The organism is Spirosoma agri (assembly GCF_010747415.1).
Lineage (GTDB): Bacteria > Bacteroidota > Bacteroidia > Cytophagales > Spirosomataceae > Spirosoma > Spirosoma agri.
Genome location: NZ_JAAGNZ010000002.1, coordinates 432,151 through 444,472, shown reverse-complemented (window position 1 = coordinate 444,472; position 12,322 = coordinate 432,151). Strand labels below are relative to the sequence as shown.

Genomic DNA, 12,322 nt, shown 5'->3' with positions numbered 1-12,322 from the left:
ATCCCGATTTGACTATTACCCAATCATCGATGACTCAATTACGCTTTAAGATCTGGTTCCTTTTCCTACTCCTGACGACTGCTTCGTACGCCCAGTTACCAGGCAATACTGCTCGTTACACCCAACCCGGCGTTGACGTGCTGCACTATGCGTTCGTCCTGACATTGAGCGATTCAACCAATCAAATCAAGGGCGAAACAACAATCCGGTTCACCCGCGCCGACGACCGCCAGACTGTCTGGTTCGACCTGATCGGCGGAAAGGCCGATTCGACACAGACAGGGATGAAAGTCCGTGAGGTACGCCTGTCCGACGGAAAAGCCACCCCATTCAGTCATCGCAACGACCGGGTGTTTGTCAATCTGCCCTCGGCGCAGCCCGGCCAGCCCACCGAATTGACCATTCGCTACGACGGTGTTCCGGCACGGGGCCTGATCATCAGCCAGAACAAATTTGGTGAACGTACCTTTTTCGGCGACAACTGGCCCAACAATGCCCGTAACTACCTGCCCGTTATCGATCACCCATCCGACAAAGCGACCTGTGCCTTTACCGTCAATGCGCCAGCAACCTACCGCGTCATTGCCAACGGCAAACTGCTGGGCGAAAGCAATTTACCCGCAACATCGGGTGGCCCTCCGCGAAAACTAACGCGCTGGCAGGAAAATACGCCCATCCCGACAAAAGTGATGGTGATTGGTGCCGCTCGATTTGCGGTTGAGGAAGTTGGCTCAGTGGGTGCGGTGCCGGTGCAGAGCTGGCTTTATCCCAAAGACAGTCAGAAGGGATTTATTGACTATCGACCCGCGAAAGAGATCCTCCAGTATTTTGTGGATAAGGTTGGCCCTTACTCCTACGAGAAACTGGCCAATGTGGAGTCGACCACGATTTTTGGGGGTATGGAAAATGCCAGCTGTATTTTTTACAACGAGAAGGTGATCGTTGGCCGCAAGGATTCGGATGTGGAAGCCTTGCTTGCCCACGAGATTGCACACCAGTGGTTTGGCAACTCGGCCACGGAAGCCGACTGGTCACAGCTATGGCTGAGCGAAGGGTTCGCCACCTATTTCTCAGCGCTCTACCTTGAACATGCGTACGGCAAAGACACGCTCAATGCGGTTTTGAACCAGAACAAAGGTCAGATTCTGCGCTATACGGCGCTTAAACCCAAAGGTACCATCGTCGATTCGACCACTACGAACCTGATGGATCTGCTGAACCCAAATTCCTACCAGAAAGGCGGCTGGGTATTGCACATGCTCCGCCACGAACTCGGCGACGACGTTTTCTGGCAGGGTATACGCGCTTACTACGCAAAATTCCGGAATGCCAACGCGCAGAGCAGCGACTTACAGGCGGTAATGGAAAGCGTATCGGGCAAGAGACTAGGGCCGTTTTTTAAACAATGGCTCTACCAGCCCGGCTACCCCGAAGTAGTTTGGGGGTCTAGCTACGACGCGGCAAAAAAGGCGCTGGTCATCGACGTACGGCAATCGCAACGTAGTGGTGTCTTCTTCACCATACCACTTACGTTCAGCATGCGCGACGCACGGGGCCGTGAGGTGACGCGCTCCCCCCGCCTGACCATGACCGAGGCTACGCAGACGTTTACGATCCCGCTGGCCACCCAACCGGCTTCGGTCGTGATCGACCCGGATAATACCGTATTGATGCGGGCTTCACAAATGGGTAAGTAAATTGGCTAACTTACCGGCTAGATAACTGCTCCTTCCCATGCTCAAGCGCGTTTCGATCCAGAACTTCAAGAGCCTGAAAGACGTCACGCTCGACCTTCAGAAAGTCAATTTACTAATCGGCCCGAACAACTCCGGCAAGACGAATTTTCTAAAGGCGCTAGAGTTTTTTGAGTTGTTTGCAAATGAGAAAGCGAGTATAAATAATAGTATACTATTTCACAAAGATCCGTCGAACAGAATGTCTCTGAAGGTTTCATTTGAGCATACTTTTGGAAACGATAAAAAGTATTTTGTGCATTATTCATTATCGTCATCTGTAAGCTCATCTGAAGTAATTTTTAACAAGAATAATTTTCAACTTTTAGTATTTAACAGCCAAAAAGTAGATTCTGAGGAAGAAAATAAAGAGACAGTTTCACAAAACTCTACTGCACAAGGTTTGCAAGTAAGGTTTGGATCGTTAAAATTATACAAACCAGATCCCAATAAACTCGACAAACCAGCCCCAGTTGGATTAGGAGATGATTCAGTGGTTGCGGATGCGTCTAACTTAATAGCTTTTTTCGATCGGATTAGAGACGAATATCCAGAATCGTTTGCGCAGATAAAAGCGGATTTAGCTACCTGCGTTCCGGAGTTTACGGAGATCAATTTCCAGAATGTTCCGTCCACAGATGAGCTTGTAAAACAGTTTGGCGATAAAACCTTTAAGCGAATTGGCCTAACAAACGGCAAGCAGAAAACAATCTACTGGGCCGACGAACTCTCCGAAGGTACGCTTTATTTCATCGCCCTTCTTTGTATCATCAACCAACCAAATCCCCCCAAACTTTTACTTCTGGAAGAACCCGAAAAAGGAATTCACCCGCGCCGGATTTTTGAGGTGGTACAATTTATTTTTAGACTGGCGGAGGAAAAGGATGTACAGGTTATTATGACGACACACAGCCCAATTGTGGTTGATATGTTCAAAGACATGCCAGAATCGGTCTTTATTTTTGACAAAGACGACAAAGGGGCTACCCATGTTAAGAACTTACAGCATGACGTAATAGAGCCAGAGATAATTAAGAGTAAGGAGTTAGGGATTGAGCCTCCGCACTATACGGATTCATTGGGTGATGCCTGGACGGTTGGTTTTTTGGGAGGAGTACCAAAATGAGCCGGATCATCACGTATGGCTTTTTTGGAGAAGATAAGGCTCAGCGTAACTTTCTCGAAAAATACCTTCATCAGCAATATCCTGAAACATTTATTGAGGATGAAACAGAACGTTGGCGATTCAAAGCGGCAAATGGTAGTCAAGTGGACAAACTGCTACCAGACGCTTTAAGGCAACGAGCTTTATTAGGATTGGATATATTATTTGTCAGCCGTGATATAGATACTGAACATAAACCTACAATTAAGGCAAGGCAGGAACTATATACAAGTAAATGTGCGAGTCATCCCGTCATATTGATGCTTCCCGTTCAGTGTATCGAATATTGGCTTTGGTACATTAAACGCCATAATGAAGAGGCAGGAAAAAATACCCCGCTAGAATCATATCCACGTTCAGAAGCCAAGCGAGCAGTTTATGGAGACACAAACCTCGTCAGTAAGCAAATTCTCCTAGCTGATGGTATTTTAATCAATTTTGATATTTCTTGGCTCGAACAGCGTTCCGAAAGTTTCAAGCATTTTCACCATCAGGTAAACGCATTCGTTAGCCAACTACCCTAATCATGTTCAACGTAGGACCGAGCGATTGGTAAGCCAGTGAACGAACTGCCTGATTGGTGGTTTATTGAGAAAGGAACATTAATACAACAACCACAGCTAAGCCATAAACGGCCTTACTCACGATGAACTACTATAATTCCATAATCGAGACCATTGGCAATACGCCCCTGGTGAAGCTCAACAAAGTCACGAAAGGAATACGTGGAACAATTCTGGCGAAAGTCGAGTATTTCAATCCCGGTAACTCGGTCAAAGACCGGATCGCTATCCGTATGATTGAAGACGCCGAAGCGCGGGGTATTCTCAAACCTGGTGGCACCATCATCGAAGGTACCAGTGGTAATACGGGGATGGGCCTTGCCCTGGCGGCTATTGGCAAGGGCTACAAGTGCATTTTCACAATGGCCGATAAGCAATCGCAGGAGAAGATCGACATTCTGCGGGCGGTTGGCGCAGAGGTCGTCGTTTGCCCAACGAACGTAGCGCCCGACGATCCGCGTTCGTATTATTCCGTCGCGAAGAAGCTCAACCGCGATATTCCAAACTCGCTTTATCCGAATCAGTACGACAACCCGGCCAATACAGCGGCTCACTACGAAACGACCGGCCCCGAAATCTGGCGCGACACCGACGGAAAAATTACGCACTTCGCGGCTGGTGTCGGCACGGGTGGGACCATCTGTGGTACGTCAAAATTCCTGAAAGAACAGAATCCGACGGTTGTATCCGTTGGGCTAGATACCTACGGTTCCGTTTTCAAGAAGTACAAAGAAACTGGCCAGTTCGACGAGGGTGAAATTTACCCGTATCTGACCGAAGGTATCGGCGAAGACATTCTGCCCCAGAACGTTGACTTTAGCGTGATCGATCATTTCGTGAAAGTCACCGATAAAGATGCGGCTATCATGGCCCGGCGATTATCGCGCGAGGAAGGGCTTTTTGTGGGCTGGTCGTGCGGTACGGCGGTGCATGGTGCACTGGAATGGGCGAAGGAGAACCTGACCGACGACGATGTGCTGGTGATCCTCCTCCCCGACCACGGTACGCGCTACCTCGCCAAGATTTACAACGATACCTGGATGAAGGATCACGGCTTTCTGGAAGATCGGGCGTTCAAAACGGCCCGTGACATTATCCATAACAAAAATGGGCAGTCGCAGCTAACGACCATCGGTTCCAACGTATCGGTTGGGCAGGCGATTCATGTGCTGAACCGACACAGCATCTCTCAGATTCCCATTGTCGACGAAGATGGCCATATTGTAGGCAGCCTTACCGACTCTACGATTCTGACTAAGCTCATTGAAGACCCATCGGTGAAAGAGAAACCAGTAAGCGATGTCATGGACAAACCGTTCAAGTTCGTTGGTCTCGACAATACGATTGATTCTCTGTCGTCGCTGATCGACCGTGACAACAAAGCGTTACTGGTTCGGGACGAAAAAGAGCAGGTTCATATCATTACGCAGGCTGATCTGCTAGCTGCAATGACAAATTAATACGTAGAGACGCGTCTTTGCGTCTCCTGATCGGACTCGCCCAGACCGGGGGTTTTGCTAGAATACAATGAGACGCAACAAGTAATCAACTTGTCCAGACCGGGGGCTTTGCTGACGCCAATGAGACGCAAAGGGTTGCGTCTCTACCGTCGGTTATCGCCACCATCTACCATGCTGAGGTAGCTCATGTAACGGCTTTCGGCAATTTCGTCCTCGGCAACGGCATCTTTTATGGCGCAACCCGGCTCGTTGACGTGTAGACAATTGTGAAAACGGCACTGATTTAATCGATCGCGCATCTCCGGAAAGTAGTGACTGATTTCTTCCTTGGCGGTATCCATCAGCCCAAGCTCCTTAATACCCGGAGTGTCGATGATGTAGGTGTCGGGGGCCAGTTCGAACATTTCGGCGAACGTTGTCGTGTGAACCCCTTTGTTAGCAAACGTAGAAACCTCATTTGTCCGCAGGTTCAGGTCGGGTGCGATGGCGTTCACCAGCGACGATTTACCGACGCCCGAATGCCCTGATAATAAGGTCACTTTGCGATCGAGCAGCTGTCTGAATGCTTCGACCCCCTCGCCCTCCGTCGCCGATGTGGGCAGACATTGGTAGCCGATACGCTCGTACATATCCATGATCTCCTGCTGATACGCCAGTCCTTCATCGTTCAGAATATCGGTTTTATTGAAGACAATGGTCGTTGCGATGCGGAAGGATTCAGCCGATACCAGAAAGCGATCGATGAACCCCAGTGACGTACGGGGCAGCGTAAGCGTTGCCAGCAACACCGCCCGATCGATGTTGGCCGCCAGAATATGGCCATGGGCCGTTTTGTGGACCGACTGCCGAATGATGTAGTTTTCGCGGGGTGAAATATCGGTAATGACGGCCGTGTTCTCGGCTTCGTCTTCGACATCAAACTCGACACGGTCGCCTACGGCAATCGGGTTCGTGACTTTGAGCCCCTTGATCTTGAACTTGCCCTTCAGCCGACCCTTAAAAATATGACCATCCTCGTTACGAATGTCATACCAGGAACCAGTGGAGCGTATAATTAAGCCTTGTTTCAATGGTGAACGTGCGAAAAAGTGACTAAGTGAAAGAGCGAAATGGTAGTGCGTCTTTTATTCGCTCTGTCTCCCGTTCCCTCTTTCGCTCATTAGTTGTGTTACAATCTTCATAACCTGCGCCGTTGCGCCAATGTTCCGTTCTACATAACTACGGCTGATTTTAGCGGCTTCGGCGGTATTTATGTACTGATCGTCGAATCGTACCAATAACTCGTCGGTGGTATTGATTGGGAAAGCAGCCCCTTCCTTCACTAAATCAATAGCCTCCTGAAACTTATCGTACTCGGGACCGAAAAAGAGAGGCACACCAAAGGTAGCGGCTTCCAGAATGTTGTGCAGCCCCTGCTTGAATGCCCCACCAATGTAGGCAAACTTGCCGTACTGATAGAGTGAGGACAGCATCCCGACATTGTCGATGAAAAGCGTTTGCGATTGACGGAGCAGATCATTAGCTGACGGGCTATTTTTGTCAACCTCCGAATAGCGTATCGACGGTTTGTGAAGCTGACTACGCCATTTCTCAATGACCTCTCCGTGAATCTCATGCGGGGCAATGATGGCTTTCAGCGGTTTATCGAACTGGTTTAGAAACGGAATAAGTACGTTCATATCTTCCTGCCACGCACTGCCCACCACCAGAACCGGCTTTCCGTTTGTAAATGCCTCGGCAATCGGAATAGCTTTTTTGGCCGTAGCGACCGCAGCGACCCGGTCAAAGCGCGTATCGCCAGCGAGTGTGACGTTGGTAATTCCAATCGTTTTCAGCAGGTCGACGGACTCCTGATTCTGCACCAGAATGTGATCGAAATAGCGAAGCATATCCCGGTAAAAACCGCCGTACGGTTTAAAAAAAAGCTGATCGGGGCGAAAAATGGCCGAAAACGAAATAACAGGTACTTGAGCCGTTTTTAGCTCATGAAGGTAATTATACCAGAATTCGTACTTGATAAAAAAGGCGATTTTTGGTTTCACGATAGCCACAAACTGGCGGGCATTGGCGGGCGTATCGGCGGGCAGGTAAACGACAAAATCAGCGCTGTCGTAGTCCTTCCGAACTTCGTAGCCTGAAGGCGAAAAAAAAGTCAGCAGAATCGTATGATCGGGATACTGGGTCCGGTACGTTTCGATCACGGGTCGGCCCTGTTCGAACTCACCCAATGAAGCCGCATGAAACCAGACGATCGGCTTTTCAATGCCCGAAATTTTTTCGGCCAGCTTACCGGACCAGCCGCGCCGGCCATCGACCCATAGCCTGGCTTTGGCATTGAACGGAGCGACGAGCCGTAGTATAGTCTGAAAAACAAAAATGCCGGTGTTATATAATCCCGAAAACAAGCGAATAGATGGTTGGTTATACGTACAAAGCTAACCAGTTGCTGCCAAACCATTCGAAAACTATGCAATCATACGATACACTCACCGAAGCACTTACCGATCTTCAGAAGAAGGGGTTCACACTCGATTACAACCTGAAAGACGATCATCTGCATTGTTCGAAAGACGATATTATGTTGCGACCAGCGGACTTCGATGTTGTGGATGTGTACCGCTTTGAGGGCATGACCGATCCGGGCGACGAATCTGTCTTATACGCCATCGAAGCAAAAAATGGCCAGCATGGCACCCTTGTCGATGCCTATGGTGCCTACTCGGAAGCTATATCGCCCGAGATGGCCGAGAAACTACGCTACACGCCCAAAGAATGACGAACTTTTCACGTAAAAAATTGATTTTACGTCAACAGAACGTGTGTCGATACAATGAACTGGAATAAACTAACAAGCGACGCTCAACTCGCAACAATCAAGGAAGAGTCGGCAAAGCAGCCAGTGCTGATATTTAAACACAGCACGACCTGTTCGATCAGCGCCATGGCACTCAGCCGCATGGAACGCAACTGGAGTGATCAGCTCGGGGTGAAACCTTATTACCTCGACTTACTGGCTAACCGGCCAATCTCTAATAAAATTGAAAGCGAATTCGGTGTAGAACACGAGTCCCCGCAAGTGTTGCTGATTCGTAATGGCGAATGCATTTATGATGCCTCCCATATGTCTATTTCGTTTGCCGGTTTGCAGCAGGCAGTATAGTAAAGAGGGCAAGAAAAGCGTGACGAGGATAACGTGTTAACGACCGTTATTCCCGTCACGCTTTTATTCGTTCAGGGTGATCTTCGCCCGATGGCAAACGCCCCCGATCGGCGGATTGAATTTTGACACGCTCACCTGCACTGACAAAAGGTCCGTGTATTTGGTGCGTATCTCCTGAATGATTCGGTGCGCAATGTGTTCCAGTAACCGCGCAGGTTGCTGCATCACCGTCGCTGTAATCCGGTACAGATCTTCGTAATTGACGGTCGCGCTCAGTCGATCGCGTCGGGCAGCTTCCGAAAAATCGGCTGTTACAACAATATCTACCGAATATTTATTACCAATTTTTTGCTCCTCATCGTAAAAACCGTGGTAGGAGAAAAATTCAAGTCCTTCTAGAGCAATTGTACCCATTTGTCGTGTGGACGGTCCACCTTTACGAAAATCCCTGTTACGCGAGTAACGCACGGACTTTCATGGCAAGTTATCAGACGTATTTAGATCTGATCAAAGAATGACCCACCTCGTTTCGGCTGCGATTCGGTTGCGGGTTCGTTGGTCGCCGGATCGGCGGTGTTCACTTCGGCAAGCACCGACTCTGGAGCGGTTTCGAAGGGGTCAGGTTGATTTTTAGCGACAGAATCCGGCGTTTCCAGCTGGGCATTAAGTTTGTCAACAAGCGGCTCGTCAACCGGTATCGATTCCGGCACCGACGTTTCGCGTTCGATCAGCGGGGGTAGTTCATCGACCGGGGCAGCCGCCAACTCCGGCATTGGCTCGGCAGACGTTTCGGGAGCGGGGTTTTGCTGCGCATCGTCCTGCTTCAATTCACCCTGAATCTGCGTGGCAACCTCATCAATTTTTCCTTTAAGATCCTGCTTGGCAAATTTTTTCTCGAACCGCTCTACACTATCAACCGCATTGCCCGCGAGGGTACGAATCTGATTCGCCAGATTGTCTTTGTAGCCTTCAAGTGCTTTGAAATCGTATTCCAGGGCCTTAAGGTCATTAAGTATGTTATCTTTCAGGTAGCGGGCCTGGTTTTCCGCATCCTGTACCATCAGTGACGATTTTTTACGAGCGTCACCGAGTATGTCATCTGCCTTTTGTCTTGCATCTGCCAGATGATGTTCAGCCGCTTTGGTAGCTTGGTCGGTGATTTGGGTGCTGGTATCCTCGGCGGTTTTAAGCGTCCGGAACAGCGTCATTTCAACTTCTTTCAGTTTACCCAGATCTTTCTCAGCGATCTCGAGCTGCATTTTAAGCATTTTATACTCACCCGTCAGGCGTTCCCATTCCTGAGAGAGTGAAACCAGAAAGGCGTCAACGTCTTCGGTTCTATAACCACGCAGCCCCCGTTCAAATGTGTGCTGCCGGATTTCGATGGGCGTGATTTTCATCGGTGCGCTTCGGTTAGGGAAATTATGAACATACCTAGTAAAGGTGAAGTAACGCCCATTATACGTATTTCGCAATAAATAGCAAGGAAAATCCGCTTCTTCGGTCAGAAATAGCCAATCAGCTCACCTTCCACACGGAGACTGTACGATCATCACTGGCAGAAAGTAACTGATTATCATAATTTGTCCACAACAATTTATTGACGGATGTACCATGTCCAGCATGCCGGGCCCGATCGACAACTTTTAGTAATTTATACGTCTCGGCATCCCAGATTTTGATGGATTTATCCATACTGGCCGTAGCGAACAACGTACCTTCCGCATTGTAGGTCAGGTGGTTGATAGCAAACATGTGCGCCACTATTTCTCGATGCAATGCATACCCATTTTCGACGTCCCATACTTTTAGATGGGCATCTCGCCCGGCTGTTAGCAAAAAACGAAAATCCGGCGAGTACACCACCGTAAATACCGAATTGGTGTGCGCCGGAATCGTTCGTTTAAGTGCGTAGGTGGTCAGATCAAAAATGCGCACGCTATGATCACTATACCCCACCGCCATTTCACGCTCGACGGGATTGACAGCTACACACCGCGCTGACTGATCCGATGTTTTCAGGTGTTTCTTGACTGCCAGTTGTTCGGCATCGACAATCGCAACGACACCATCGGAGAGGGCTATAATGGCTTCGTGTCTATAAAACTTAATGTCGAAGATGGCCGCAGACGTTAGCTTTAGCGAGTTAACTTCCTGTTTACGAATTGTATCAATTAGATGCAATCCTTCGTAATTTTGGCCAACCCATAATAAACCACTCTCGGGATGTAGGGCCAGTGAGTAGATCGAAGCAGGAATTTTTGCTACTAATTCGCCGAGATCGGGCCGGTCAAGTTGCCAGCGCACAACCAGTCCATCGGCTCCGGCCGAGAAAACCTGATTGGATTGCAGACCTTGTTCGAGTGCGTACACACAGTCGCGATGGCCGCCAAACGTATCAATTTTATCAATAATCACGAATCATAAACCAAAAATCGGGTATCAAAGGTCGCTAAACCTTTCTTTTTCTCGAACGACTTCCGACTTTTGATTCGTGACTGTCCAATTAACGATAAATAGTGATTGCGTGGCCGTGCTCCGGCCCATCACCGAAGACGAACCAACGCTCAGGGAAAATCTTCCGTTGACCCTGGCAGAGCAGGAAGAACTGGCAACGATTACTCATCCGGCTCAGCGGGTCGAGTGGCTAGCCAGTCGAACGGCTATTCGCCAGTTGATCGACGCGCAGGGCCTGGTCTATGCGGGTCTGCATAAGGACGAATTTGGGAAACCTCATCTAATCGGTACCCCCTGGCATGTTTCGCTGTCGCACACCAGCGGCTGGGCGGCTGCGGTGTTGCATCGAACGCGCCCGGTCGGCATTGATATCGAACCAATCCGCGATCAGTTTCGGCGCGTGGTGCCCCGTGTGTTATCGGAAGATGAAGTAAACCACGCAGCGGGCGAACCGAGCCGACTGGCTGTTTACTGGTGCGCTAAGGAAGCGTTGTATAAACTCTATGGCAAACGCCAACTCACATTCCGTGAACACCTGCACGTTGAACCGTTTGCCGATGGAGCCGAACACCTCATCGGCCATGTTCGCTTGCCCGACCACAAAGCTCAGCTGACGATCCGCTGTTTCCAGATCGGCCCCGGTTTACTGGCGGTGGCGTTCTAACTGTATAGACCAGTCCGCTGATGCGGCAATCCGTTGCGTCTCCTGTGCGCCAGCTAATTCGTTGCGCTAGCTTGACTTAGCATCATCACGCCCCCCGATTCTGCGGTTTTGCTGACGCTCAAGAGACGCACTCCCATGCGTCTCTACATGGGATGTTACCGTTGTGTATAATCGGATAGGGGAAGGCCATCGCCGTCGTCCCGAACCATGTCCAGAATTTGTTCTACTTCCCGGACCCGGTCGGTATCTCCGTTTTTTTCAAAGGCCAGCGTCAGATTCCGCAATACCCGGCGAACAATGTCGGCGTTGGTGCAGGGTTGATAGAATGTATCCAGCCGTTTTAAATTTAACTGATCGATATACTGATCGATGTCTTTCTTGGTAAAGACCAGTCCCCGGTTGAACACGTTGATGTAGAACTGAACACCGTTATCGTTCTTGTAGGTCAGCACGAAGAGGTTCGGCAGGTTTACCCCGTAGATCGGTAAGTTTAGCCGTTTCGCGATGAGCATATAAAGCACACAAAGCGTAATCGGATTTCCCCGACGCGTTTCCAGCACCTGATTGATCATGGAGTTGGATGGCGAATGAAAGTGCTTTGTATTGGGGGCAAATTTCAGCTTCGTAAAAAAGGCATTGTTCATAGACCGAACCTGCTCATCGGGGTGCATGTCCGCTTTGATGTCAATCCAGACATCGTAATACAGCTGTTCGATATCCTGCCTCAGCTTGTTGAGCGACAGATCGGGATATTGGTAGGTTGCCACGATCCAAAGTCCTTCCAGGAGATCCATAGCCCCCCCGTTTTTCCAGTCGCGCATGCGCTCCAGAACGGATTCATATTGCAGGTCGTGGATAATTTCTTCGATGCGTTTTTGCAGAGCCGGATTAAAACTTCCCTCCCATTCTGTCTCCAGCAGTGGGATCATTTGTCCGCCTATTTGTCGGATTTGCTGTTCGACATGCTCAACCACTTCCATGTCTTCATCGTCCAGCAGCGAGATCAAAGCTTTTAATTCGTTGTCGCTCATGCTTTTTTGTCACGTTTTAGTATGGCCCCTGGATAAAAACTACTTTCGGAAACCTCTTGAATATACTACTTTTGTCAGGCTTAACGAGC

General features: G+C 49.4%; 13 protein-coding genes. 7 read left to right on the top strand and 6 right to left on the bottom strand.

The features are described 5' to 3' along the window. Nucleotides 1–29 precede the first annotated feature (29 nt). The 4 genes from GK091_RS18600 (at nucleotide 30) to GK091_RS18585 (ending at nucleotide 4,921) form a co-directional block, all read left to right on the top strand. Complete coding sequence (locus GK091_RS18600; protein WP_164041396.1) at nucleotides 30–1,697, top strand: M1 family metallopeptidase; 1,668 nt, start codon at nucleotides 30–32, stop codon at nucleotides 1,695–1,697. A 37-nt stretch (nucleotides 1,698–1,734) separates the two neighbouring features. Next, on the top strand, nucleotides 1,735–2,859 hold the full coding sequence (locus GK091_RS18595; RefSeq protein ID WP_164041395.1) for an AAA family ATPase: 1,125 nt from the start codon (nucleotides 1,735–1,737) through the stop codon (nucleotides 2,857–2,859). Next, nucleotides 2,856–3,422 carry a hypothetical protein gene (locus tag GK091_RS18590; RefSeq protein WP_164041394.1) on the top strand — a complete coding sequence of 189 codons (567 nt, stop codon included), beginning with the start codon at nucleotides 2,856–2,858 and terminating at the stop codon, nucleotides 3,420–3,422. The genes GK091_RS18595 and GK091_RS18590 overlap by 4 nt, the downstream gene beginning before the upstream one ends. A 122-nt stretch (nucleotides 3,423–3,544) precedes the next feature. Beyond that, a complete protein-coding gene (locus GK091_RS18585; RefSeq protein ID WP_164041393.1) occupies nucleotides 3,545–4,921 on the top strand; it encodes a cystathionine beta-synthase in 1,377 nt (458 codons plus the stop codon). A 143-nt stretch (nucleotides 4,922–5,064) separates the two neighbouring features. On the opposite strand, the gene rsgA is transcribed toward GK091_RS18585, so the two are convergent. Together rsgA and GK091_RS18575 are read right to left on the bottom strand one after the other, a co-directional pair. Further along, nucleotides 5,065–5,991, bottom strand: a complete 927-nt coding sequence (gene rsgA / locus GK091_RS18580) for a ribosome small subunit-dependent GTPase A (protein WP_164041392.1) — start codon at nucleotides 5,989–5,991, stop codon at nucleotides 5,065–5,067. A gap of 54 nt (nucleotides 5,992–6,045) precedes the next feature. Beyond that, nucleotides 6,046–7,326, bottom strand: a complete 1,281-nt coding sequence (locus GK091_RS18575; protein ID WP_164041391.1) for a 3-deoxy-D-manno-octulosonic acid transferase — start codon at nucleotides 7,324–7,326, stop codon at nucleotides 6,046–6,048. 62 nt (nucleotides 7,327–7,388) lie between these two features. Between GK091_RS18575 and GK091_RS18570 the strand changes: the two genes are divergently transcribed. Both GK091_RS18570 and ytxJ read left to right on the top strand, forming a co-directional pair. Then, entirely contained in the window at nucleotides 7,389–7,697 is a 309-nt protein-coding gene (locus tag GK091_RS18570) for a phosphoribosylpyrophosphate synthetase (protein ID WP_164041390.1), read from the top strand. A gap of 54 nt (nucleotides 7,698–7,751) precedes the next feature. Further along, a complete protein-coding gene (ytxJ, locus tag GK091_RS18565) occupies nucleotides 7,752–8,081 on the top strand; it encodes a bacillithiol system redox-active protein YtxJ (RefSeq protein ID WP_164041389.1) in 330 nt (109 codons plus the stop codon). A gap of 63 nt (nucleotides 8,082–8,144) precedes the next feature. Here ytxJ and folB read toward each other — a convergent pair whose 3' ends face one another. The 3 genes from folB to GK091_RS18550 all read right to left on the bottom strand — a co-directional run bounded on the left by folB (nucleotide 8,145) and on the right by GK091_RS18550 (nucleotide 10,499). Further along, complete coding sequence (gene folB / locus GK091_RS18560; protein ID WP_164041388.1) at nucleotides 8,145–8,495, bottom strand: dihydroneopterin aldolase; 351 nt, start codon at nucleotides 8,493–8,495, stop codon at nucleotides 8,145–8,147. 83 nt (nucleotides 8,496–8,578) lie between these two features. Then, complete coding sequence (locus tag GK091_RS18555) at nucleotides 8,579–9,481, bottom strand: DivIVA domain-containing protein (RefSeq protein ID WP_164041387.1); 903 nt, start codon at nucleotides 9,479–9,481, stop codon at nucleotides 8,579–8,581. A gap of 118 nt (nucleotides 9,482–9,599) precedes the next feature. Then, nucleotides 9,600–10,499 carry a WD40 repeat domain-containing protein gene (locus tag GK091_RS18550; protein WP_164041386.1) on the bottom strand — a complete coding sequence of 300 codons (900 nt, stop codon included), beginning with the start codon at nucleotides 10,497–10,499 and terminating at the stop codon, nucleotides 9,600–9,602. Nucleotides 10,500–10,575: 76 nt separating this feature from the next. Between GK091_RS18550 and GK091_RS18545 the strand changes: the two genes are divergently transcribed. Continuing rightward, the gene (locus GK091_RS18545; protein ID WP_164041385.1) at nucleotides 10,576–11,202 is read left to right on the top strand and encodes a 4'-phosphopantetheinyl transferase family protein; all 627 of its coding nucleotides are present in this window, start codon (nucleotides 10,576–10,578) and stop codon (nucleotides 11,200–11,202) included. A 155-nt stretch (nucleotides 11,203–11,357) separates the two neighbouring features. Here the strand turns inward: GK091_RS18545 and GK091_RS18540 are convergent, their stop codons facing one another. Further along, nucleotides 11,358–12,233 (bottom strand): transglutaminase-like domain-containing protein, encoded by an 876-nt coding sequence (locus GK091_RS18540; protein ID WP_164041384.1) that lies wholly within the window; start codon nucleotides 12,231–12,233, stop codon nucleotides 11,358–11,360. Between the last annotated feature and the right edge of the window lie 89 nt (nucleotides 12,234–12,322).